The sequence below is a fragment of the Streptomyces sp. NPDC016845 genome, assembly GCF_044332585.1.
Taxonomy (GTDB): domain Bacteria; phylum Actinomycetota; class Actinomycetes; order Streptomycetales; family Streptomycetaceae; genus Streptomyces.
Genome location: NZ_JBIRPI010000008.1, coordinates 93,567 through 117,279, shown reverse-complemented (window position 1 = coordinate 117,279; position 23,713 = coordinate 93,567). Strand labels below are relative to the sequence as shown.

The 23,713-nt window shown below is 72.0% G+C and carries 14 protein-coding genes and 1 pseudogene; 9 read left to right on the top strand and 6 right to left on the bottom strand.

Going from position 1 to position 23,713, the window contains the following annotated elements; all coding sequences use genetic code 11:
• Nucleotides 1-155 precede the first annotated feature (155 nt).
• Nucleotides 156-902, top strand: coding sequence for a hypothetical protein (locus tag ACH4RC_RS21520; RefSeq protein WP_398203188.1), 747 nt, complete (start codon nt 156-158; stop codon nt 900-902).
• 39 nt (nt 903-941) lie between these two features.
• On the opposite strand, the gene ACH4RC_RS21515 is transcribed toward ACH4RC_RS21520, so the two are convergent.
• The 4 genes from ACH4RC_RS21515 to ACH4RC_RS21500 all read right to left on the bottom strand — a co-directional run bounded on the left by ACH4RC_RS21515 (nt 942) and on the right by ACH4RC_RS21500 (nt 7,784).
• On the bottom strand, nt 942-2,462 hold the full coding sequence (locus ACH4RC_RS21515) for an ArnT family glycosyltransferase (protein WP_398203186.1): 1,521 nt from the start codon (nt 2,460-2,462) through the stop codon (nt 942-944).
• Nucleotides 2,463-2,566: 104 nt separating this feature from the next.
• Nucleotides 2,567-4,042, bottom strand: a complete 1,476-nt coding sequence (locus tag ACH4RC_RS21510) for a Gfo/Idh/MocA family protein (protein WP_398203183.1) — start codon at nt 4,040-4,042, stop codon at nt 2,567-2,569.
• Nucleotides 4,043-4,361: 319 nt separating this feature from the next.
• Nucleotides 4,362-7,283, bottom strand: a complete 2,922-nt coding sequence (locus ACH4RC_RS21505) for an FAD-binding and (Fe-S)-binding domain-containing protein (RefSeq protein WP_398203181.1) — start codon at nt 7,281-7,283, stop codon at nt 4,362-4,364.
• A 33-nt stretch (nt 7,284-7,316) separates the two neighbouring features.
• Nucleotides 7,317-7,784, bottom strand: coding sequence for a MarR family winged helix-turn-helix transcriptional regulator (locus ACH4RC_RS21500; protein ID WP_398203178.1), 468 nt, complete (start codon nt 7,782-7,784; stop codon nt 7,317-7,319).
• A gap of 113 nt (nt 7,785-7,897) precedes the next feature.
• Here ACH4RC_RS21500 and ACH4RC_RS21495 point away from each other — a divergent pair, with 113 nt between their 5' ends.
• Together ACH4RC_RS21495 and mltG are read left to right on the top strand one after the other, a co-directional pair.
• Nucleotides 7,898-9,784, top strand: coding sequence for an ABC transporter ATP-binding protein (locus ACH4RC_RS21495; protein WP_398203176.1), 1,887 nt, complete (start codon nt 7,898-7,900; stop codon nt 9,782-9,784).
• 60 nt (nt 9,785-9,844) lie between these two features.
• Nucleotides 9,845-10,684: an endolytic transglycosylase MltG gene (mltG, locus tag ACH4RC_RS21490; protein ID WP_398203173.1), complete on the top strand. Its 840-nt coding sequence runs from the start codon at nt 9,845-9,847 to the stop codon at nt 10,682-10,684.
• An 84-nt stretch (nt 10,685-10,768) separates the two neighbouring features.
• Here mltG and ACH4RC_RS21485 read toward each other — a convergent pair whose 3' ends face one another.
• Nucleotides 10,769-11,920, bottom strand: a complete 1,152-nt coding sequence (locus ACH4RC_RS21485) for an NAD(P)-binding domain-containing protein (protein WP_398203582.1) — start codon at nt 11,918-11,920, stop codon at nt 10,769-10,771.
• A gap of 86 nt (nt 11,921-12,006) precedes the next feature.
• Nucleotides 12,007-12,379, bottom strand: a pseudogene (locus ACH4RC_RS21480) (hypothetical protein); the annotation flags it as partial.
• A gap of 158 nt (nt 12,380-12,537) precedes the next feature.
• Between ACH4RC_RS21480 and ACH4RC_RS21475 the strand changes: the two are divergent.
• The 6 genes from ACH4RC_RS21475 (at nt 12,538) to ACH4RC_RS21450 (ending at nt 23,522) form a co-directional block, all read left to right on the top strand.
• Nucleotides 12,538-12,960, top strand: coding sequence for a YjbQ family protein (locus ACH4RC_RS21475; RefSeq protein WP_398203171.1), 423 nt, complete (start codon nt 12,538-12,540; stop codon nt 12,958-12,960).
• Nucleotides 12,961-13,677: 717 nt separating this feature from the next.
• Nucleotides 13,678-16,977: a DUF4132 domain-containing protein gene (locus ACH4RC_RS21470; protein WP_398203169.1), complete on the top strand. Its 3,300-nt coding sequence runs from the start codon at nt 13,678-13,680 to the stop codon at nt 16,975-16,977.
• 8 nt (nt 16,978-16,985) lie between these two features.
• Nucleotides 16,986-18,083: an AAA family ATPase gene (locus tag ACH4RC_RS21465; protein WP_398203167.1), complete on the top strand. Its 1,098-nt coding sequence runs from the start codon at nt 16,986-16,988 to the stop codon at nt 18,081-18,083.
• Nucleotides 18,080-20,410, top strand: a complete 2,331-nt coding sequence (locus tag ACH4RC_RS21460; protein WP_398203165.1) for a DUF5682 family protein — start codon at nt 18,080-18,082, stop codon at nt 20,408-20,410. Before ACH4RC_RS21465 ends, ACH4RC_RS21460 begins: the two co-directional genes overlap by 4 nt.
• Nucleotides 20,407-21,567: a VWA domain-containing protein gene (locus tag ACH4RC_RS21455; RefSeq protein WP_398203164.1), complete on the top strand. Its 1,161-nt coding sequence runs from the start codon at nt 20,407-20,409 to the stop codon at nt 21,565-21,567. The genes ACH4RC_RS21460 and ACH4RC_RS21455 overlap by 4 nt, the downstream gene beginning before the upstream one ends.
• The gene (locus tag ACH4RC_RS21450) at nt 21,564-23,522 is read left to right on the top strand and encodes a hypothetical protein (RefSeq protein ID WP_398203161.1); all 1,959 of its coding nucleotides are present in this window, start codon (nt 21,564-21,566) and stop codon (nt 23,520-23,522) included. Before ACH4RC_RS21455 ends, ACH4RC_RS21450 begins: the two co-directional genes overlap by 4 nt.
• Nucleotides 23,523-23,713 lie beyond the last annotated feature (191 nt).

Sequence of the window (23,713 nt, the reverse complement as noted above, 5' to 3'; positions counted from 1 at the left end):
GAGAAGCCGCGGGTGGAACAAACCGTGAAAGGTTCGCGCTCCGCCGTGACCGGAGGCAAACGGTTTTCCGGTGCGCGGCAAAGATTCGGCCCGGATCGGCGGGGGCCTGCGGCCCGCGCCGAAGGTTCCCGACGTGTGGTGCGACCATGGAACGCATGCGTAATGCGGGAGCGGTTCGAGCGGGTGTCGCGTTGGCGGCGTGTGGAGTCCTTCTGACCACGTTGGCGGCGTGCGGGTCCGACGACGGCGGCCGGCAGGACTCGTCGAGCGGTCACCGTGGTGCGGACGACGCGCACGGCGACGAGGCCAAGGCCGTCGACCTCAAGCGCATCCCGGATGTCGGCGACCGCTACCAGAAGCAGATTCCGGCGAACTCGCGTCAGGTCGTGGCGGTCTACGGGGACGGTGAGGACTCGGCGAACGCGACCATCGCCCTGTTCACCAAGTCCGGCGACACCTGGAAGAAGGAGCGCAGCTGGTCCGGGCACAACGGCAAGAAGGGCTGGACGACGAACCACCGCGAGGGTGACAAGCGCAGCCCCGTGGGCGTGTTCACGCTCAGCGACGCCGGTGGTGTCCTCGCCGACCCGGGCGCGAAGCTGCCCTACACGCAGACCGCGTCGATCCAGGCGCCGCACTACTGGGCCAAGTCCCACTGGCACGACTTCGACTACGTCATCGCCATCGACTACAACCGCGCCAAGGGCACCCCGCCGAACGACCCGACCCGCCCGCAGGGCCAGTCCAAGGGCGGCAGCATCTGGCTGCACATGGACCACGGCAGCGGGACGTCGGCCTGTGTGAGCCAGTCGAAGGCGAACATGGAGTACCTGCTCAAGACGCTCGACCCCGCGCAGCACCCGGTCGTCGTGATGGGGGACAAGGCCGAACTCAAGGCGTGACAGCGGCCCGACGACCGCCGCCCCGGCTCGGGTCCGGGTTCAGTACGCGTGGCGCAATGACGGCCACAGCACGGACCACCGCCGCGCGGGGCCGTCGCACAGGACGATCGCCGCGCCTTGTTCCTCGTTGTCCACGTCGTAACCGTTGTCGACCCGGGCGACCGTGCGGCAGCCGGTGAAATGCCGGTCGATGCCGGAGGCGTCGGCCATCCGGACGAGCAGGACGGGCCCGTTCGCGGAGTCGGGCGGCGGACCCCAGTCGGCGTAGCTCATATGGCCGGAGTAGGGGACGGGCAGCCCCCGCCCCGGGCCGTAGCGTGCCAGGGCGCCCGCTTCGCCGTAGTTGCCGGTGAGAACAACGGCGCGGGCTCTGTCCCGAGGTGGAATGCGAACCCATCCCTGCCGCGCGGCGTCGGCCAGTTCGGGCCAGCCGAGCTGTTCGCCCTGCTCCTTGTTGAGCGCCATCGGCACGGCAAGCGCGGAGGGCGGCAGCACGGGCAACGTGATCAAGACGTTGACCAAGGCGGACACCACCACGGCGGCCACCAGCAGAGAGCGCCGCACCGCCCGTGTCCCCGATGCCGTCACCCACCGCACCGTCGGCTCACAGCCCGCCGCGAGCAGCACCACGAGCAGCGGCACCGTGTAGTACCCCTTGCCGCCGAGCGCCAGCACCACCGCACACAGCAGCGGATACGCGACTGCGAACGACCGCGCCCACCGCATCCGGGGCGTACGCCACAACCGCAGCCACCCGGCGACCCACACGGGCACGAAGAGCGGGGAGAGGTAGATGAGTTGTCGGGGGACGAGCAGAGCACGGTTCTCGGCCCCGTCGTCCTCGCTGATGCCGCGCGCCACCGTGAACTGCGGCCAGTCGTGCGTCGCCTGCCACCACAGGGTCGGCGCGGCCAGGAGCAGCGCCACCCCGAAACCGCCGAGGAACCAGCCGCCGCGCAGCACCCGGCGCGGCCCCACCCACGCGATCGACGCCAGCAGCACGGCGACGAGCAGTACCACCAGGAACTTGTTCTGCACGCCGAGCCCGGTGACCACGCCCGCCGCGAGCCACCAGCGCCCGTCCCCGGTCCGCAGCACCCGCAGGACGATCCAGCTGACCGTCGCCCACACGAGCAGGTCGAACGTGGCGGTGGACACCATGTGCCCGACCGCGAGCGCCTGCGCCGCGAGCGCGGCGAGCACGGCCGCGAGGAGTTGGGCGCCGCGCCCGCCGCCCAACTCCCTTGCCAGCAGAGCGACGACGAGCACGGTCGCCGACGCGGCCAGCGTCGCCACCACGCGCAGTCCTGCCAGGCTGTCCCCGAAGGCCTCGGTGGAGGCGCGGGCGAGCAGGGGAGTGAGTGGCGGCTGATCGACGTAGCCCCAGTCGAGGTGGCGGCCCGCGGCAAGGAAGTACAGCTCGTCGCGGTGGTAGCCGTAGCGCGCCGAGAGCAGGGTCAAGGCGCCCGCGTACGCGGCGACGACGCACAGCAGCGGCCGCCAGGCCACCGGTGCGAGCGCCGCCGCGCCCGGTTCGGGCCGCGCGTCGTCCTCGCCCATGTCCCCCGCCTCCCCTTGGCGCAGCGGTGCGCCGGTGCGCCGGGAGCGTACTGGCGGCACGGGCGGCGGTCGAGGCCCGCGTCAGCCGTGCGCCGCCGCCCGGATCACTCCTCGGCGGGCTTCTCCGAGTCCACCCCGGTGCGCCTCTTGCTCCACTCGCCGCGTGTGAAGTCGGGGATCTCCTGCGGCGCGCCCTTCGCCTTGATGGAGAGGTGACTCAGCGGAACCGGCGAGGTCCAGGTCGCGGCGTCGTACACGTCGAAGTCGGGTACGAGTCCCAGCCGCATCGTCTGCATCAGGCGGTACACCATGATGTAGTCCATGCCGCCGTGTCCGCCGGGCGGGTTGGCGTGCTCCTTCCACAGCCAGTGGTCGAAGTCGGCATAGGTGCTGAAGTCGCCCCAGGCGTCGTCCGTGTGATCGGGCTCGATGTAGATGCGCTCCGGATAGTCCTCGAACACGCCCTTCGTGCCGCCGAGCTGGTTGATGCGGGAGTAGGGGTGCGGGGTGCTGACGTCGTGCTCCAGGCGGATCACGCGCCCCTTCGCCGTCTGGACGAGGCTGATCGTGCGGTCCGACTCGATGTACGACTCCTTCCAGCTCGGGTCGGACTTCGGCATGTGCGCGGCGCGGTACTCGGCCAGGCCCAGGGACGGGGTGCCGAAGCTGGAGATGTGGGTGACGCGGTCGCCGCGGTTGACGTCCATGTAGTTGGCGACCGGGCCGAAACCGTGGTTCGGGTACAGGTCGCCGCGCAGTCTGGTGTGCCACAGGCGGCGCCATGGGCCCTCGTAGTAGTCGGGGTCGAACATCAGGCCCCGTAGATCATGGTTGTACGCGCCCGCGCCGTGCAGGAGCTGTCCGAACTTACCCGCGTGCGCCATCCGCAGGACGCGCATCTCGTTGCGGCCGTAGCAACAGTTCTCCAGCTGCATGCAGTGTCTGCGAGTGCGTTCGGAGAGGTTCACGAGCTCCCACAGCTGGTCGAGCTGGAGGGCGATGGGGCACTCGACGCCGACGTGCTTGCCGTTCAGCATCGCCGTCCTCGCCATCTCGAAGTGCCGGTCCCAGGGCGTTGCCGCGTACACGAAGTCGAGGTCACCGCGCGTGCAGAGGTTCTCGAAGTCGTGATCGCCCTTGGTGTACGTGGCCGGAGCCGGCTGGCCCGCGGCCGTCACCTTCGCCGCCGCGCGGGCCGTTTTCTCCTTCACCGGGTCGCAGAGCGCGACGACGCGGACGCCCGGCATGGCGAGGAACAGGTCGATCATGCTGCCGCCGCGGTTGCCGAGTCCGATGATGCCGACGCGGACCGTGGAGCGCCGTTCGAACGGTACGCCGACCATCGTGCGGCCCTGGCGAGCGGGCGCGGCGGCTTGGGAGGCGGCGGTGGGTGCGGAGTCCGGCTCGGCGGCGGCGTGGGCCGCGCCCGTGCCGCCGAACGCGGCGAGACCGAGTCCGGCGCCCGTGACGCCCGCGGTGCGCAGGACGTCGCGTCGGGAGTGGCCGTCGGGCCCGGAGCCGGTCCCGGTCTGCTCGTCGGGCTCGGGCGTCTCGTGCGAGGGCAGGTTGTCGTCGTGCATCGGACCTCCAAGGCTCAAGGCTGGCGGGTGCGGTGCCGGGCAAACGCCTGCCACCTTGGAGGGGCCGAGAGAGGGACGCAAGGGACGGAAGAGAACAGGAAGTTGGACTTCTGTCACCGCGCGCCGGACGGACCGCGCGCCGGACGGACCGCGCGCCGGACGGACCGCGCGCCGGACGGACCGCGCGCCGGACGGACCGCGCGCCGGACGGACCGCGCGCCGAATGCCTCACGCGCCGGACGCATCGCATGCCGGCCGGTCCACGTGCCGGGCGCGCGCCGGACGCATCACATGCCGGATGGTCCACATGCCCGGCGGGCTACGCGGGACGCGTCGCCCGCTCCAGCTCCACCAGCACGGAGCGATACGTACGACCCGTCGCGTGATCCATGCCTACCTCGCACATCCGGTTCGCCGACAGGTACGCGTCGTAGTCGCGGGAGGCGACCTCCGCGGCCTCTCTTCGGGTCGCGCTCTCGGTCAGCTCCTTGTGGAGCATGCCGCGGTCGCCCGCGAAGGCGCAGCAGCCCACATTGTCCGGGACGACGACCTCGTCGGCGCAGGCCTCGGCGACCGCCCGCAACTGGGCCACGTCACCGAGGTGCTCCATGGAGCACGTGGGGTGCAGCACGGCCGAACCGATCGTGCGCTCGACGCAGAGGTGCGGCAGCAGCTCCTCGGCGGCCCACACAAGGGAGTCGACAATGGTCAGCTCCGCGTGCAGCTCCCGGTTGTCGTCGGTGAGGTAGGGCACCACCTCGTGCGCGATGCCGAGGGTGCAGGACGAGGCGTCGACGACGAGCGGGAGGCGTCCGCCCGCGGTCCAGCCCCAGGCCGCCTCGACGATCCGGTTCGCCATGACCGTGTTGCCCTCGTCGTACCCCTTGGAGTGCCAGATCGTGGCGCAGCAGGTGCCCGCGACATCGTCCGGGATCCACACCGGCCGCTCCGCGCGCGCGGAGACCGCGACGACGGCCTGGGGGAGCGACACGTCACCCGGAGTGCCGAAGATGCGGTTCACACACGCCGGGTAGTACACGGCCGAGGCGCCCACGCGCGCGGTGCGGGGCAGTTTGCGGGAGGCCGCGGCCGGGATCTCCGGCAGCCACTCGGGCACCAGGTCGGGGCGGACCGCCTTGCGCGCCTTGCTGGTCACGGCGGTGAGCAGCCGGTCGCCGATCTTGTCGGCGGCGGCCACGGCGAGCCGCGCGGACGCCTCGACGGCCTTGAAGTTCTTCGCGGTGAGCGCGGCCACCTTCTCCTCGCGCGGCGAGTGCCGGGCGTGCCGGAAGCCCTTCATGAAGGCCCCGGTGTCGATGCCGACCGGGCAGGCCAGCTTGCAGGTGGAGTCTCCGGCGCAGGTGTCCACCGCGTCGTAGCCGTACGCGTCGATCAGCGCGTCCTCGACCGGGGAACCGGCGGGCTGGCGCATCATCTCGCGGCGCAGCACGATGCGCTGGCGCGGCGTGGTGGTCAGGTCCTCGCTGGGGCAGGTGTCCTCACAGAAGCCGCACTCGATGCACGGATCGGCGATCAGCTCCACCTTGGGGATGGTCTTCAGGCCGCGCAGATGCGCTTTCGGATCACGGTCGAGGACGATGCGGGGCGCGAGCACGCCATCGGGGTCGATGATCTGCTTCGTGCGCCACATCAGCTCCGTGGCCCGCGGACCCCATTCGAGCTCCAGGAAGGGCGCGATGTTGCGGCCGGTGGCGTGCTCGGCCTTCAGGGAGCCGTCGAACCGCTCCACCGTCAGACGGCAGAAGTCGTCCATGAAAGCCGCGTACCGGTCGACGTCCGCAGGCAGCGCGGCGTCGAAGGCCAGCAGGAAGTGCAGGTTGCCGTGGGCGGCATGGCCGGCCACGGCGGCGTCGAAACCGTGCTGTGTCTGCAGTTCGAGCAGCGTCTCGCACGCTTCCGCGAGGCGTGCCGGCGGTACCGCGAAGTCCTCGGTGATCAGTGTCGTGCCCGACGGGCGGGCGCCGCCGACCGCCGTCACGAACGCCTTGCGCGCCTTCCAGTACCCGTTGATCGTCTTCGCTTCGCGCGTGAAGGCGTTGGTCACCGAGGCGACAGGGGTGACGAGTTCGAGCCCTTCGAGCACCTTCGCCGCCGCCTCCTCGTAGGCGGCCTGCCGCTCCTCCTCGGGCGCCCGGAACTCGACCAGGAGCGCCGTCGTCTCCTTGGGCAGTTCGGCCCAGTCCTGCGGCACGCCCTGCACGCTGACCGACGCGCGCAGCGTGTTGCCGTCCATCAGCTCCACGGCCAGCGCCCCGGCCTCGTTGAACAGCGGTACCGCCGCCGCGGCAGCGGGCAGTGACGGGAAGAAGAGCAGCGCCGTCGACACCCGCCGGTCCAGCGGCAGGGTGTCGAAGACGATGTCGGAGATGAACCCGAAGGTGCCCTCCGAACCGACCATCAGGCCGCGCATGATCTCGACGGGCGTCGAGCCGTCGAGAAAGGCGTCGAGCCGGTAGCCGTTCGTGTTCTTGATCTCGTACTTGGCGCGGATCCGGCGCGTCAGCTCCGGGTCCGCCTCGATCTCCCGCTTGATCGCCATCAGGCCCTCGCACAGCGCCGGTTCGGCGTGCGCGAGCTCCTCGTCGGCCGCCGGGCCGGCGGTGTCCACGACCGTCCCGGACGGCAGGACGAAGGTGAGCGAGGCGACCGTACGGTACGAGTTGCGGGTGGTGCCCGCCGTCATGCCCGAGGCGTTGTTCGCCACCACGCCGCCGACCGTGCAGGCGACGGCGCTCGCCGGGTCCGGGCCGAGCACGCGCCCGTGCCGGGCCAGCGTCATGTTGGCCCGTACCACGGTGGTGCCGGGGCCGATGCGCGCCCTCGAGCCGTCGCCGATGACCTCGACGCCCGACCAGAATCTACGGACGTCCACCAGGATGTCCTCGCCCTGCGCCTGCCCGTTCAGCGACGTGCCCGCCGCGCGGAAGACGACCTCGCGGCCCTTGCCGTGCGCGTACGAGAGCACGGCCGACACGTCGTCGATGTCCTCGGCGACCACCACGACCTTCGGCACGAAGCGATAAGGGCTCGCGTCCGAGGCGTACCGCACGAGGTCGGAGATCTTGGTGAGGACCTTGTCCGCGCCGAGCAGCCGCTCCAGGTCCGAGCGGAGCGGGTGGGGGGTGCCGCCCGCCTGCTCGTCCGTGACCCGGTCGTGCGCCGGGCCCGACGGGCGGGATCCGGGTCGCAGGGCTTCCGGCTTCGGCTCCAGCAACGGCATGCCTCTCGCCTCTCCTCGTTCTACGTCGGGCTGTCAGCTCTCATGTTCGCGCGGGCGCTCGCATCTGAGGTCGCGGGGGGCCTCGAACAGCGCGTTCAGCAACGTGGTGAGCTGGGCGCGCTGCGGTGCGTCCAACGGGGACAGGATCTCCTCCGCGGCCGCGCGGCGCGCGCTGCGCAGCTCCCGCAGGGCGGCCCGGCCCCGCTCGGTCAGCTCGATCCGGATGACGCGGCGGTTGGTGGGGTCGGGCACACGGCGCACCAGCTCACCGGCTTCGAGGCCGTCCACGACACTGGTGACGGCGCGGGGTACGACCTCCAGGCGCTGGGCGAGGTCGGCCATCCGCGGCGGCGTCTCGTAGTGCACCAGCGTGCGCAGCAGCCGGGACTGGGCGGGCGTGATCCCGACGGGCTCCAGCTGGCGCTTCTGGATGCGCTGCAGACGGCGGGTGAGTCGCAGCAGCTGTTCGGCGAGGAAGCCGTCGGCGTCCGGGGTACTCATGGCGGGAACATTAGCAGGACTTTGTGCATTGTGAGTATAGGTAACAATGAGCTATGCTCCTCAGCGTCGAGATCGGCACGTGCCGGCCGGTCTCTCCCCTACTTAGGAGGCCCATGCCCCGCGACGTAATCGACTGGACGCCGCCCCCCGATGCCCGGTCGTCGGACCAGCCGCGGCAGATCCGCCGGATCCTTGCCCTCTTCCGCCCCTACCGTGCCCGGCTCGCCCTCGTCGGCCTGCTCGTGGGCGCCGCCTCGCTGGTCACGGTCGCGACGCCGTTCCTGCTGAAGGAAATTCTCGACGTCGCCATCCCGCAGGGCCGCACCGGGCTGCTCAGCCTGCTCGCCCTCGGCATGATCCTCAGCGCCGTCGTCACCAGCGTCTTCGGTGTCCTGCAGACGCTGATCTCGACGACGGTCGGCCAGCGCGTCATGCATGACCTGCGCACGGCCGTCTACGGGCGACTGCAGAGCATGTCGCTCGCCTTCTTCACCAGGACCCGCACCGGCGAGGTCCAGTCCCGTATCGCCAACGACATCGGCGGCATGCAGGCGACGGTGACCTCCACGGCGACATCCCTCGTGTCGAACCTGACGAGCGTCGTCGCCACGATCGTCGCCATGGTCGCCCTGGACTGGCGCCTCACGGTCGTCTCCCTGCTTCTGCTGCCGGTCTTCGTATGGATAGCCCGCCGCGTCGGCCGCGAGCGCAAGAAGATCGCCACCCAGCGTCAGAAGCAGATGGCCGCCATGGCCGCGACCGTCACCGAGTCGCTCTCCGTCAGCGGCATCCTGCTGGGCCGCACCATGGGCCGCGCCGACTCCCTGACCCGGTCCTTCTCCGACGAGTCGGACCGCCTCGTCGACCTCGAAGTGCGCTCGAACATGGCGGGCCGCTGGCGCATGGCCGTCATCAGCATCGTCATGGCCGCCATGCCCGCGTTCATCTACTGGGCGGCCGGCATCGCCTTCCAGCTCGGCGGTCCGAGCGTCTCGATCGGCACGCTCGTCGCGTTCGTCTCGCTCCAGCAGGGACTGTTCCGGCCGACGGTGAGCCTGTTGCAGACCGGCGTCCAGATTCAGACCTCGCTCGCCCTGTTCCAGCGCATCTTCGAATACCTCGACCTGCGCGTCGACATCACCGAGCGCGAGGACGCGGTCCACCTCGACAGCGTCAAGGGCGAGGTCCGCTTCGAGGACGTCGAGTTCCGGTACGACGTTGATGCGGATGCGGATGCGGATGCGGATGCGGATGCGGATGCGGCGGATGCGGATGCGGGCAACGGGCAGGGTGTGCAGCACCGGCAGAAGCCCATCCTCGACGGTATAGACATCACCGTCCCGGCCGGCGGCAGCCTCGCCGTGGTCGGGCCGACCGGCTCCGGCAAGTCCACGCTCAGCTACCTCGTGCCGCGGCTGTACGACGTCACGGGCGGCCGCGTCACGATCGACGGGATCGACGTGCGCGACCTGGACTTCGACACCCTCGCGCGCGCGGTCGGCGTCGTCTCGCAGGAGACGTACCTCTTCCACGCCTCGGTCGCCGACAATCTACGGTTCGCCAAGCCGGACGCCACCGATGAGGAGCTCTACGCTGCGGCCGCGGCGGCCCAGATCCACGACCACATAGCCGGTCTGCCCGACGGGTACGACACCGTGGTCGGTGAGCGGGGCCACCGCTTCTCCGGTGGAGAGAAGCAGCGCCTGGCCATCGCCCGCACGATCCTGCGCGACCCGCCGATCCTCATCCTCGACGAGGCGACCAGCGCGCTCGACACCCGCACCGAGCACGCCGTGCAGGAAGCGATCGACGCCCTCTCGGCCGACCGCACCACGCTCACCATCGCGCACCGCCTCTCCACGATCCGCGGCGCCGATCAGATCGTGGTCCTGGACGGCGGCCGCATAGCCGAGCGCGGCACGCACGAGGAACTGCTCGGCACGGAGGGCCGGTATGCGGCACTGGTCCGGCGTGACGCGCGCCTCGAGACGGCGGCCTGAGTACGGCGCGGGAGCGGTGAATATGTCCGTAACGCCTGATGTGCGGGTTATCGTACCTGTATGCCGAACCAGACTCGGACTCCGCGACGGGGCCCGCTGCGACCCACGCGCAAGGGACGTATCGCCCTGATCGTGACCGGAGCCGTCGTGGTGGCCGCCGCTGTCGTGGTGCCGCTGACCATGACCGGCGACGAGAAGGGGCCGACTGCCCTGACCGTTCCGGAGGGCTGGCGGTCGAGTCAGGTCTACGACGCCGTCGACAAGGCGCTCGATCTGCCCGCCGGTGCCACCAGAAAGGCCGTGCCGAAGGCGAAGCTCCGGCTTCCGGACGAGGCGGGCGGCAACCCTGAGGGCTATCTGTTCCCGGCGACGTACCCGATCGACGACAAGTCGACCCCGGAGTCGGTCCTCTCGTACATGGTCGACACGGCCACCAAGAGGTTCGACGGCAGCCGGGCGACCGCGAGCGGCGCCCCGACATCGGTGAACCCGTACCAGACGGTCACCGTCGCGAGCATCGTCGAGGCGGAGGCGGACAACGAGGAGGACATGGGCCGGGTGGCCCGCGTCATCTACAACCGGCTCGGCCACGGCATGCCGTTGCAGATGGACTCGACCATCAACTACGCGCTCAACCGTTCCACGCTGGACACCAGCCACCAGGACACCAAGGCGGACAGCCCGTACAACACGTACGCCCGCAAGGGGCTGCCGCCCTCGCCGATCAGCAATCCGGGTGACACGGCGCTGAAGGCGGCGACGCGGCCGACGCGCGGCGACTGGCTGTACTTCGTGACGGTCAAGCCGGGCGACACCCGCTTCACCTCGGACTATGCCGAGCAGCAGAGGAATGTGGCGGAGTTCAACAAGGAACAGGGGAACACGGGCAAGGACAGCTGATCGGCGCGCGCACCTGATCGGCACGGAACCTTGATCGGCGCGGGGCCTTGATCGGCACGGGGCCTTGATCGGAAGCGCGGGCGTCTAAGCCGCTGTCGGCGCGTCTTCCGACTCCGCCGACTCCGCCGACTCCACCGGCTCCGTCCGCAACAGTCGCTGCACGTCCCGCACCGCCGCGCGCCCCGCACGGTTCGCGCCGATCGTGCTGGCCGACGGCCCGTACCCGACCAGATGCACGCGCGGGTCCAGAGCGGCCCGTGTGCCCTCCATCCGGATGCCGCCGCCGGGCTCGCGCAGCTTCAGCGGTGCGAGATGGTCGATGGCGGCCCGGAATCCGGTGGCCCACAGGATGGCATCGGCCTCGACCGTACGCCCGTCGTCCCAGGCCACACCGGTCGGCGTGATCCGGTCGAACATGGGGAGGCGGTCGAGGACCCCGTTCGCGCGGGCCTCCCGGACCGCGTCGTTGACCGGAAGGCCGGTCACCGAGACGACGCTCAACGGTGTGAGCCCCTGCCGCACCCGTTCCTCGACCATCGCCACCGCCGCGCGCCCGCGCTCCTCGTCGAAGGGGCCCGCGCGGAAGACCGGCGGCCGCCGCGTCACCCAGGTCGTCGCGGCGGCGTACGGGGCGATCTCCATGAGGTGCTGCGTCCCGGAGGCGCCGCCGCCGACCACGACGACCCGCTGCCCCGCGAACGCCTCGGGCCCCGGGTACTGAGCGGTGTGCAGCTGCCGCCCGCGGAACGTCTCCTGCCCGGGATAGCGCGGCCAGAACGGCTTGTCCCAGGTCCCCGTCGCGTTGATCAGCGCACGCGTCGCCCAGACCCCGTCCGAGGTCTCGACGAGCAGCCGCCCGCCGTCCCCTTCCCGTACCCGCCGCACCTCGACGGGCCGCCGTACACGCAGGTCGAACCGGTCCTCGTACGAGGTGAAGTACGCGGCGACGACCTCCGACGAGGGGCGCGCGGGGTCGGCGCCGGTCAGCTCCATGCCCGGCAGGGAGTGCATACCGTGCACCTTGCCGTACGTGAGTGAGGGCCACCGGAACTGCCAGGCGCCGCCGGGCCGGGGCGCGTGGTCGAGCACGACGAAGTCCCGCTCCGGCTCGAACCCGACCCGGCGGAGGTGGTGGGCGGCGGAGAGACCGGCCTGACCGGCGCCGATGACGACGACGTCGACCTTGGCCTCGACGGGCGCGGCGGCACCGTCCGGCCGCGCGTCCGCGCCCCGCAGCACCCCGGCCGCGCCACCCGCCCCGCCGACGGCGTCGCCCGCTCCGACTGCTCTGCCCGCTCCGGCTCCGACTGCCCCGATCTCGTTCACGCTTGTACCAACTCGACCGGGGTGCGGGATCTTCCCGTCGCTCCTCCCCGCTCAGCGCCGCCCGCGACCAGGAGCGGGGCGCCCTGCCCGAGGGGCGCGTCGACGGGCAGCGGCCCACGCGCGGCGTAGCCGGAGAGGACGAAGGGGCCGATGCCGAGCGCGTGGTGCTCCTCGACCCGGTCGGCAACCTCTGCGTGGCTGCCGCCAGGGCGGTTCCGGCACCGTCGCGCACCAGGCCGACCCCGGGCCGCAGGTTCGCCGCGATCTCGAGCCCCTCGCGCGGCCGCCGTGCAGCGCCCGCATTCGTTGCTGCCCGACCGGCGTTGCCGGCGTAGCACCGGTCGTGGTCGAGGTGATCGCCGCAGCGTCGCTGCCAGGCGGAGCCTGCACCCCTGACGACGTTCAGCATCAGCCGCCCCCGCGTGAGGCGTTGACACGCGGACGCCATGGCCGGCCCGCATGGGCGCGGCGCGCCCCTCACTCACGCGCTGCGGCCGCATCGGCGCTGCGGGAGCGACAATGACCCCATGTCCGACGCATTCACGACCCGCATCCTGAACATCTCCACCGGCTCCGACGAACGAGTCGTCGACCTCACCGGTGACTGCGAATCCTTCCTCCGCGAGGCCGCCCGGGGCCGCGACGGCCTGCTCAACATCTTCGTTCCGCACGCCACGGCCGGTATCGCCGTCATCGAGACAGGCGCCGGCAGCGACGACGACCTCCTCGCCGCCCTGCACACCCTCCTCCCGGCCGACGACCGCTGGCAGCACCGCCACGGCAGCCCCGGCCACGGCCGCGACCACGTACTCCCGGCGTTCGTACCTCCGCACGCGACACTGCCGGTGCTCGGCGGCTCGCTGGAACTGGGGACGTGGCAGTCGGTGTGCCTGGTCGACACAAATCGCGACAATGCAAACCGTCAGGTCCGGTTGTCGTGCCTGGGGTAGTTCCGTGAAACCCGACGAGCGAACCAGGCCCGGCCTCCGCGCTCTGAGACTGGGGAGGCCGGGCGGGGGCTGGACCGGCGGCCGAGGGTGGTCATGAGAAGCCGGGTGATCTCCGTGACCTCCACCAAGGCGCCGCACGCCCTCACGTGGACTTCCCGACCAAAGGATCACTCCGGCCCCTGCCCCGTCCCCTGGCCGGCAGGCTTCAGCCTTGCCGATGAAGACGCATCGGCGGCCCACCAGCGTCCCTGTCTTCCGTCGGCGTGATGCGCGCCTGTCCGCTGGGAGGCGTCGAGTTCTCCCGTCTCCGTTCGTACGGGCCGGCTTCCTCCACGGCGGCGGCCGGAGCGTCGTCGCGCCGAGGTCTGAGTGCCGAGGTCTGAGTGGTGCAGTGACAGTCGCTCGTCGGCCCGTGGACCTGCCTCGTACAGCCATACCGGAGCCCCCCGTTGGCCTTCCAAGTCGCACAGCACCTCGTCGGTGCAGTGATCGGTACAGGGGGGCGATCTGCGGGCAGACAGTGCCCCGTACACCTGATGCAGGTCGAAAGTGCGAGCAGCACAGAGCAGTTGGTCGTGAGGGGCAGGGGATCCTGCGATGCGGATGTGCCGCCGCCCGGGCGTGCACGGGCCCGACCGTTGTCAGTGCCGAGGTCTAACGTGATCGGTAACTGCTCAGGAGGTCCCCGTGCAACGGGTGACGGGGAGGAACAGCGCGATGCACCAGGGAATTGCCGACGAGGACCGGTTCGAGATGCCCGCCGCCTGGCTGCGGGCCCTGCCCGTGCTCCGGGCCGCCGCGAAGCCGACCGAGGACGCGGTGGAGAAGGCCGCTCGCCGCTACGCGCAGGAGGCGGCCTGGTTCGAGGAGATGTTCTCCTCCTCCGGCAGCGACCCGGAGCTGGTGAAGGAGGGCCGGGCCCACCGGGAGGGCAGTCCCTCTCCGCTCGGAGCCGCCGTGGAGATCGCCGTTGGCTGGCACTACACGATGGTGGACGTGCTCGTCGACGCCTGCGTGACCGAGCACGGCCTGCCGTTCGCCGCCCGTGCCGTCGTGAAACTGGGAGGCGTCAACCCCCATTACATGCAGGCGGGTTCCCGACGGTACGACGCGGCATTGCGGAGAGCGACCGGTTACCAGACCTACTACGTGTGGGAGACCGCCGCCCGTGTCCGGGACCTGCTCGCGGCGGCCGACGAGGAGACGCGACGGCGGACCGTCGAGGCCCTCGCCAACCTCCGGGACAGCGCCGAGCGCCGCATCGTGGTCTCCTACCTGGTACCCGAGGAGCATGCCTGGGTCGACGAGTGCTGCGACGGCCCGATACCGAACGACTTCGGCCTGCGGCGCATGCTCCTTCTCTCCCTGTACCGGCCGGAGCAGATCGCCCGCATCGGCGAAGGAGCACGACTCGGCTGGAACGGCTGGAACCTTCAACTGCTCGCCACCCTCGCGAACCGGATCGGTCCCGCCGTCGGGTCCCTGCTGGAGGACGCGTTCGACGGAGCCTACGGATCCGACGGACACCGGGACGTCGCGGGCTGGGCCGCCGAACTGCCCACCGACGACGCCTTCCGCCTGCTGCTGAAGAAGAGCGGCGACCGCAATGTCCGCCCCGCCCTGCTCGACGCCATGAACCGCTACCCGCGGCGGGCCCTGCGGCTGCTCTCCGCCGCCGCGGCGGGGGACAGCGAACACGCGCCCCTGGCCCGGATGCTGCTGCCCCTGCACGTGGTGACCCACCCGGAGCTCACGAAGGAGACGTTGCCCGTCCTGCCCGAGGCATCCGCAGCCGTCGTCGCCCCGCTGCTGAAGCGGGGCGAACGGGACGCGGAAGCGCCTGCGGAGGCGCTCCCCGCCCTGCTGGTCGCCCCGCCGTGGACCCGGAAACGCACCGGTCGCAAGGCCCGCGTGGCCCGCGACGTCCCCGGGGCGCCGCAGGCCGAGGTGGCCTGGAAGCCCGGGGAGCAGGAGGCCTGGGCGGCCACCGTCGTCGCCGAAACCCCCTGGTGGCGCGAGCACGACTGGTCCCGCGAGATCCAGCAGATGCAGCAGGGGACGTGGCGGGGCAACATCCACGCCGCCCGCCTCTTCGTCACCGGCCGCGAGGACGTCGTACGCCCACTGCTCGACGCCTTCGCCCCCGAGCGCGTCTGGGACACCGAGAGCCACCTCAGGCCCGTCGCCGCCCGCCACGGCCTGCACGCCCTGCCGATGCTGAGCCGGCTCGCCGCCCGCTACCCGGCCACCGCCTGTGGCCTGCTGCTGCCCTACCGCAGCGTCGAGGTGGCCCGGCAGATGGCCGAGTGGCTGGTGCGTCGCCAGTCGCTGAGGCCCACGGTTGTCGCCTGGCTCCGCCGCCACGGCCGGGCCGCGGCCGCCTTCCTCTTTCCCGACGCCGTCGGCCCGGCGGGCACGCCCCGCACCCACGCCGAACACGCCCTGCGGCAACTCGCCGCAGAGGTGGGCGCCGAGGCCGTGCGGGAGATCGCCGCCGGCTGCGGCGCCGAGGCCGAGGAGATCGTCGCCGACCTCCTCGCCGGCGATCCGCTGGAGGCCGCCCTCCCGGCGAGGATGCCGTCCCCCTGCACCTGGGCCGACCCCGCCCTGTTCCCGCAGATCCAGCTCACCGGCGGCCGCGGCGCCCTGCCCGCCGACGCCGTCCGCCACGTGACGACCATGCTGCAGATCTCCAAGCCCGGTGACGTCTACCCCGGCCTCGCCACCGTCACCGAGCACTGCGACGCCGGCTCCCTCGCCGAGTTCGGCTGGGCCCTCTTCGAGACGTGGCGGTTCCACGGCATGCCGGCCAAGGACAGCTGGGCCCTCCACGCCCTCGGCTCCCTCGGCGACGACGAGACCGTCCGCCGTCTCACCCCCCTCGTGCGTGCCTGGCCCGGTGAGAACGCCCACCACCGGGCCGTCGAGGGCCTCACCGTCCTCGCTGCGATCGGCACCGACACCGCCCTGCGCCATCTGCACGGCATCTCCCAGCGTGTGCCGTTCAAGGCCCTCAAGAAGCGAGCCCGGGAGAAGATCGACGAGGTCGCCGAAGGACTCGGCCTCACCGCCGACCAGCTCGCCGACCGGCTGGTCCCCGACCTCGGCCTCGCCGACGACGGCAGCACCGTCATCGACTACGGCCCGCGCCGCTTCACCGTCACCTTCGACGAACAGCTCCGCCCCTGTGTCCGCGACGAGACCGGCAAGCTCCGCAAGGCCCTGCCCGCCCCGGGCGTCAAGGACGACCCGGAACTCGCCCCCGCCGAGCGCAAGCGGTTCGCCGCCCTCAAGAAGGAGGTCCGAACCATTGCCTCCGACCAGCTGCGCCGCCTGGAGGCCGCCATGGTCACCGGCCGCTCCTGGACCGCCGCCGAGTTCCGCGAACTGCTCGTCGAGCACCCCCTTCTGTGCCACTTGGTGCGTCGCCTGGTCTGGCTCGGCGACGGCGACGGCATGGTGACCGCGTTCCGTGTCGCCGAGGACCTCACCCTCGCCGACGTCCACGACGACGCATGGGCCCTCCCCGCCGACGCCACCGTGCGCCTCGCCCACCCCCTCCACCTGGGAGACGAACTCGAGGCCTGGGCCGACCTCTTCGCCGACTACGAGATCCTCCAGCCCTTCCCCCAGCTCGGGCGCCCCGTGCACGCCTTCACCGACGCGGAGGTCACCGGCCACCGGCTGACCCGCTTCGAGGGCGTCACCGTCCCCGTCGGCAAACTGCTCGGCCTCACCAAGCGCGGCTGGGAACGTGGCACGCCCGAGGACAACGGCGTGGAACGCTGGTTCTCCCGCCCCATCGCCCGCGACCGCCACCTCGTCATCGCCCTCGACGAGGGCATCGCCGTCGGCATGGTCGACGAGTTTCCCGACCAGACCCTCGAGACCATATGGATCGACACCGCCCCCGGTGACTACTGGCGCAGCCACACGTACCCGCACCGCCTCGGCGGGATCGACCCCGTCATCGCCTCCGAGATTCTCGCCGACCTGACCGACATCACCGCCAAGTGAGCTTTGCCATGACCACAGTGAGCGACCCGCACCCGCCCCGCCTGCAGCGCCCGCCCGCAGAAGTGCGCCACGCCGATGAACTCGCCGAACTGCGTGCTGCGGACACCGACCCGCGGCCGCCCGGCTGGCAGCTCAGCCTCCGTGCCGCCCTCCGCTTCGTGGTCGGAGACCCCGACGCCGGCATCAGCCGCAAGTTCGTCGGCAGCCCCTCGCTCGTCGAACGGGCCCTGGTGACCCTGGCCACCAACCGGGGGCTGATGCTCGTCGGCGAACCCGGCACTGCCAAGTCGCTGCTCTCCGAGCTCATCGCGGCAGCCGTCAGCGGCACCTCCACGCTCACTGTGCAGGGCGGCGCGGCCACCACCGAGGACCAGATCAAGTACTCCTGGAACTATGCCCTGCTGGTCTCCGAAGGCCCCTCCCGCCGCTCCCTGGTGCCCGCCCCCATGCTCCGCGGCATGGCCGAGGGACGCATCGCCCGCTTCGAGGAGATCACCCGCTGCCCCCTCGAGGTCCAGGACTGCCTGCTCTCCCTGCTCTCCGAACGCGTCGTCGCCGTCCCCGAACTCGACGGCGACGACGGCATGGTCTTCGCCCGCCAGGGCTTCAACGTCATCGCCACCGCCAACACCCGCGACCGCGGCGTCAATGAGATGAGCGCCGCACTCAAACGCCGTTTCAACTTCGAGACCGTCTTCCCGATACCCGACCTCGACACCGAACTCGCCCTCGTCGAAGCCGAGTCCACCGCCCTGCTCCGCGAGTCCGGAGTCGAGCGGGCACCCGACCGGGACGTCCTCGAGGTACTGGTCGGTACCTTCCGCGAACTGCGCGGCGAACCCGGCCGGGGCGACCGGCCCTCCGCAGCGATGAGCACCGCCGAAGCCGTCTCCACGGCCCACGCCGTCGGCCTGCGCGGCTGGTTCCTGCGCGGCGAGGCCGGCAACGCCGCCGACATCGTCTCCTGTCTCGTCGGCACCGCCGCCAAGGACAGCCCCGAGGACCTCGCCCACCTGCGCCGCTTCCTCGAACAGCAGGCCCGCCTGCGCCGAGGCCCCCAGTGGCAGGCCCTCCACGAGGCCCGGCACCTGCTGGACCAACGGTGAGCACCGCCCGCGTCACCTTCCTGGGGGTGCGCCACCACTCACCGGCCTGCGCCGGCCTCGTCCGCCGCACGATCCGCGAACTGCGTCCGGCATACGTCCTGGTCGAGGGCCCCGCCGACATGAACGACCGGATCGGTGAACTGCTCCTCGGACACGAACTGCCCATCGCCGTCTTCAGCCACTACCGCGACACCGAACGGGTTGCCACCTCCTGGGCCCCGCTGTGCGCGTACTCCCCGGAATGGGTGGCACTCACCGAGGGCCGTACCGCGGGCGCCGAGGTCCGGTTCATCGACCTGCCCGCCTGGCACCCCGCCTTCACCGACCGGCCCGACGGCGCAGCCAACCGCTACGCCGACGCCGAGACCCGTTACAGCCGCGCCACCGAACGGCTCCGCGCCCGTTACCGGGTCGACACCGTGGACGCCCTGTGGGACCGCGTCTTCGAGATCGCCGATCCGGACGGCCTGCAGGACCGCCTGGACGCCTACTTCGCCCTGGTACGTGGTGACACCGAGGCCGACGACGGGGACCGCGCCCGCGAGCAGCACATGGCCTCCTGGGTCCGTGCCGCAGTCGCACACGCCGGCGGCCGGCCGGTCCTGGTGGTGACCGGCGGCTTCCACCAGCCCGCCCTGCGCGCCCTCACCGCCGCCCCTGGCACGTCTCCGGACGCGGAACCCGCCGCATGGCCCCCGGTGCCCGTCCCGCCCGACGGGGCCGCGGGCGGCAGCTTCCTGGTGCCCTACTCCTTCCGCCAGATGGACGCCTTCGCCGGCTACCAGTCCGGCATGCCGTCCCCCGGTTACTACCAGCACCTGTGGGACGAAGGCCCCGACGCGGCCGCGAAAACCCTCCGTCGCACCGTCGTGGAACGGCTCCGCGCCCGCCTCCCCGTCTCCACCGCCGCCCTGATCTCCGCCCAGACCCTCACCGAAGGCCTCGCCGCCCTCCGCGGACACCCCCGCCCCGCCCGCGTCGACGTCCTGGACGGCCTCGCCGCCGCACTGATCACTGACGACCTCGACCAGCCGCTCCCCTGGAACACCGACGGCCCCCTGAGGCCCGGCGCCCACCCCGCCGTCGTCGAAACGGTCGTCGCCTGCACCGGCGACCGCACCGGCCGCCTCCATCCCGACACCCCGCTGCCACCCCTGGTCGACCACGTGACTGCCGAGGAGATCCGCCTCGGCCTTGACGGCGACCGCACTCTCGACCTCGAGCTCGCCAACCCCCGAGGGCTCGAACGCAGCCGCTTCCTCCACCAGCTGCGCATCCTCGGCATCCCCGGCCACACCCGCCTCACCGGCCCCGACCACGGAGCCGACCCCCGCGACCACGAAACCTGGGAACCCTGCCCCCGCACCGGCCGCGACGCCGCACTGACCGAGGCCGGCGCCTACGGAGCCCGACCCGACGAGGCCGCCGCAGCCCTCCTCGCCCGCCGCCTCCGCGACACCAGTACAGCCGCCGACGCCGGGACCACCGCCGCCCTCCTTTTCGACGCCGTCCTCTGCGGAGCCGGAACCCTCTCCCGCGACCTCCTGGACAGCCTCCCCCACCGGATCCGTACCACCGGCGACCCCGGCCCCCTCGGGCGGGCCCTCGCCGTGGTCCTGGGCCTCTGGCGCCATGACCGCGTCTTCGGTACCGCCCGTGACCCGCTGCTCGGCACCGTCCTCGACCACGCCGTCGACCGGCTCTTCCACCTCGTAGAGAACCTCCACAGCGGCCCGCCCCGCGTCGACGTCCCCCGCCTGCGCGCCCTGACCGCCGCCCGCGACGCCCTCCTCCACGCCGCACCCGCCCTTACTCTCACCCCGGAAACCGCCGCCGCGACCGCCGCCCGCATCGCCCGCGACCGGCACGCCCCCGCCGACCTGCGCGGCGCCGCCCTCGGCCTGCGCTGCGCCCTCGGAGCCCTGGCCGAACCAGCCGGCGAGGCCGAAGCGTTCGCCGCCGCGGCCGACCCCGCTGTCCTCGGCGACTGGCTGGCCGGCCTGCTCGCCCTCGCCCGCGAAGAAGTCCTGCGGCCCGTCCCGAAGGGCGAACAGTCCCTGCTCGACACCCTGGACGGCGTCGTCACCACCATGACCGACGACGTCTTCCTCCACGCCCTGCCCGCCCTGCGTCAGGCCTTCGCCTTCTTCCCGCCCCGTGAACGCGAACGCGTCGCACAACTCCTCCTCGACCGCCGGAACCTGCACGGCTCCGCCCGCACCCTGCTGCGCACCACCGCCGACCCGCTGCTCCTCGCCCGTGCCGCCGCCCTCGAGGAACACACCGACCTCCTGCTCGACCGGCACGCTCTCGGAGCACCCCGATGACCCCCGACGACCCCCGCGCAGGACTGGAACGCTGGCGGCTGATCCTCGGCGCCCCCGCCGAACGCCGCACCGGCGGCCTCGACGGCCCGGACGCCGCCCGCGACACCGCCCTCCAGTGGCTCTACGGCCGCGACGACGACCTCGCCCGCCGTGGTGAACGCCGCGGCACCGCCCACGACCGGGAGGGCGGCGACGGCCCCTCCACGCTCGCCGTCGTCGACTGGCTCGACGACATCCACCGTCTCTTCCCCCGGGAGACGGTCGAGCGCCTCGAACGCGACGCCGTGGAGACCTACGGCATCGACGAGATCGTCACCGACCCCGACGTTCTTCTCCGCGTGCAACCCAGCACCAGCCTGCTGCGAGCCGTGCTGCGCACCAAACACCTGATGAACCCGCAGGTTCTGGCCGCCGCCCGGCGCATCGTTGAAGCCGTCGTGCGCGACCTGACCGAGCGGCTGAGGACGGAGATCCGGCGCGCCCTCAGCGGAGCCCGCTCCCGCCGCCCCAGCCGAACCCCCCTCGCCCGGAACTTCGACTTCAGGGCCACGATCCGCGCCAACCTCGCCCACTACCGGCCCGAGGACCGCCGCATCCTCATCGAGCAGCCGCACTTCCACTCCCGCACCCGCCGCCACCTCGAGAAGTGGCAGCTGATCCTCCTCGTCGACCAGTCCGGCTCCATGGCCGGATCCGTGATCCACTCCGCCGTCACCGCTGCCTGCCTGTGGGGCCTGCCCGGACTGCGCACCCACTTGGTCGCTTTCGACACGCAGGTCGTCGACCTCACCTCCGACGTCACCGACCCCGTCGAACTCCTGATGAAGGTCCAGCTCGGCGGTGGCACCGACATAGCCCGCGCCGTCGACTACTCCGCCGGCCTCGTCGACAACCCGCGCCGCACGATCGTCGCCCTGATCACCGACTTCTACGAGGGCGGCGACGCCCACCGGCTGACCCGCACCGTGCGCGACCTGGCCGGACAGGGCGTCACCGTCCTCGGCCTCGCCGCCCTCGACGAGGAGGCCGCCCCCTCCTACGACCGCGACCTGGCCGGCCGCCTCGCCGAGGCCGGCGCGCACATCGGTGCCATGACCCCCGGCCACCTGGCCGAATTCGTCGCCGAGAGAATGGCCCACGGAGGACGAACGGCATGACCCGCACCGACCTGCTCGCCCTCACCCCCGACACCCTCGCCGCCCTCGCCAACCGCGGCCTGGTCAAACGCGCCGCCAAGGACCTCGACGCCGGAGCAGGCCCCGACCTGGACGTCACCGATGACCACACCGTGCACGGCTGCTTTCCTGACGGCACCGAGACCCGGCTGCCGCCCGGCGCCACCCTGCAGGACGCCCGCTGCAGCTGCGAGGCCCACGGACTCTGCCGCCACCGCATCGGCCTCGTCCTCGCCTACCAGCGCACCGCGACCGCATCGGACACCCCGCCGCCTTTCACCGACTGGTCACCCGGAAGCATCGACGACACCGCCCTCGCCGAGGCCTTCGGCCGTCCCGCCCTCACCGCAGCCCGTCGCATCCACGACCGCGGCTACCGGGCCGTCCTCCACCGCCCCACCCCCGCCGACCCCGTTCCCGCCGTCGAACTCCCCGCCTGCACCGTCCGTTTCCCCGTGCCCCGACGCCCCGGCTTCGCCGTCACCGACGCCGCCGAGCCGCTGCGCGGCGCGACGGTCGTACTTGCCGTCTGGGCCTTCCGAGCCGCCGACACCGAGGGCGGCGACCGAGTCACCGTCGGAGGAAAGGAAACGACCCCGGGCAACGGCGACAGCGCCCACCGCGCAGCCATGGACCTCGTCGACGAACTCCTCGTCGAAGGCGTCCCCCAGGCCGGCCGCGTCCTGGACGGAACCCTCCGCCGTGCCGGCGCAGCCCTGACGGCCGCCGGCCGTCACTGGCCCGCCGCGGCCCTCGAGGGGATACGCCACCAGCTCGCCGAGTACGCCGTCCGCGGCGCCCGCCACGACCGTGAGACCCACGCCCTGCTCCTCGCCGAACTCCACGCCCGCCACCGCGCCGCCCCCACCGACCCCGCAGCCGTCCTCGGCACTGCCGAGACGGCCCGCACGGCCTTGCGCCGAGTCCGCCTCGTCGCCCTCGGCTGCCACGTCGACGGCTCCGCACGCGACCGCACCGCCGACGTCTTCTTCGCCCACCCCGATGCCGGTATCGTCCTCGTTCTGCACAAACGCTGGGAGCTGCCCGACGGTCAGGCACCCACCGGCCACGACCTCGGCTCCCGCAGGATCCTCGGTACGAACCTGCGCACCCTTGCCGCCGCCAACGTGGTCAGCGAGGCCACCTCCCGCACAGCCGGCCGCGCCGTGGAGATCTCCCGCGGCCGGATCGCCACCACGTCCGTCACCCCGGTCGGCACCGCCTGGGACGACCTGCCGCCCGGGCTGCTGGTCACCGACCTCGCCGCACAGTTCCCCGCCCCCGGTACCCTCCCTCCCCGCCTCGTCCGCCCTCGGGTGGAGGCCGAGTCCATGCGCGTCCTCGCCGTCGCGGAGGCCGGACCCGTGCGGTACGACCCGGCCGCACAGCGCCTCGAAGCCGTCCTTCTCGACCCGGCCGGCAACGAGGCCCTGCTGAGCACCGCGCACAGCCCCCACTGCCCCGGCACCCTGGACGCCCTGGCCGACGCCCTCGCCTCCGGCACCGCCGACCGGATCAGCGGTTCCCTCCGCCATGACCGGGGCAGGGTCCTCCTCGCCCCTCTCGCCGTCCGCACCTCCCGCGGCGTCCTCGTCCCCGACCTCGCCCCGGGCGACGGCGACACCGCCCTCCCCGTCGCCCCGCGCCCCCCGGACGACCCCCTCACCACCGCCCTGGAACAGGCCCTCGCAGCCCTCGCCGAGGTCGCCCACCACGGCCTGAAGAACCTGACTGCCACCGACCACGACACGCTCGGATCAGCAGCCGCCCTCCTGCACCGAACCGGCTTCCACACCACCGCGGACAAGGTCTCCGCTGTGACGACCACCCTCCGCACCCAGGGCCCGGCCCTCACCACTTCCCACTGGCACACCGCCGTCATCCGCCTCGCCGCAACCCTGGAACTCCACCGGACCGGCCCGTACACAGTGCCGTGACCGGAAATGGCGGCCCAGTGCATCTGCGTTGGGTCCCAGCATCTTGTGTACGTCATCCTTGATCTGCTCTCGGTTCGGTGGGACAGGCCGGGTCCACCTGGGGCGGTCGCCTGACGTGCGGCCATCTTTTGTGGCCTTGGCCGCCATGGTCGGGGCGGCTCCTCCCTGACAGCCGCACCTCACACCGACCC

Bases quoted from the DNA above. Each gene is read 5' to 3' on its own strand.
- ACH4RC_RS21520 (WP_398203188.1), top strand. From the start codon at position 156: ATGCGTAATGCGGGAGCGGTTCGAGCGGGTGTCGCGTTGGCGGCGTGT.
- ACH4RC_RS21515 (WP_398203186.1), bottom strand. From the start codon at position 2,462: ATGGGCGAGGACGACGCGCGGCCCGAACCGGGCGCGGCGGCGCTCGCA.
- ACH4RC_RS21510 (WP_398203183.1), bottom strand. From the start codon at position 4,042: ATGCACGACGACAACCTGCCCTCGCACGAGACGCCCGAGCCCGACGAG.
- ACH4RC_RS21505 (WP_398203181.1), bottom strand. From the start codon at position 7,283: ATGCCGTTGCTGGAGCCGAAGCCGGAAGCCCTGCGACCCGGATCCCGC.
- ACH4RC_RS21500 (WP_398203178.1), bottom strand. From the start codon at position 7,784: ATGAGTACCCCGGACGCCGACGGCTTCCTCGCCGAACAGCTGCTGCGA.
- ACH4RC_RS21495 (WP_398203176.1), top strand. From the start codon at position 7,898: ATGCCCCGCGACGTAATCGACTGGACGCCGCCCCCCGATGCCCGGTCG.
- mltG (WP_398203173.1), top strand. From the start codon at position 9,845: ATGCCGAACCAGACTCGGACTCCGCGACGGGGCCCGCTGCGACCCACG.
- ACH4RC_RS21475 (WP_398203171.1), top strand. From the start codon at position 12,538: ATGTCCGACGCATTCACGACCCGCATCCTGAACATCTCCACCGGCTCC.
- ACH4RC_RS21470 (WP_398203169.1), top strand. From the start codon at position 13,678: ATGCACCAGGGAATTGCCGACGAGGACCGGTTCGAGATGCCCGCCGCC.
- ACH4RC_RS21465 (WP_398203167.1), top strand. From the start codon at position 16,986: ATGACCACAGTGAGCGACCCGCACCCGCCCCGCCTGCAGCGCCCGCCC.
- ACH4RC_RS21455 (WP_398203164.1), top strand. From the start codon at position 20,407: ATGACCCCCGACGACCCCCGCGCAGGACTGGAACGCTGGCGGCTGATC.
- ACH4RC_RS21450 (WP_398203161.1), top strand. From the start codon at position 21,564: ATGACCCGCACCGACCTGCTCGCCCTCACCCCCGACACCCTCGCCGCC.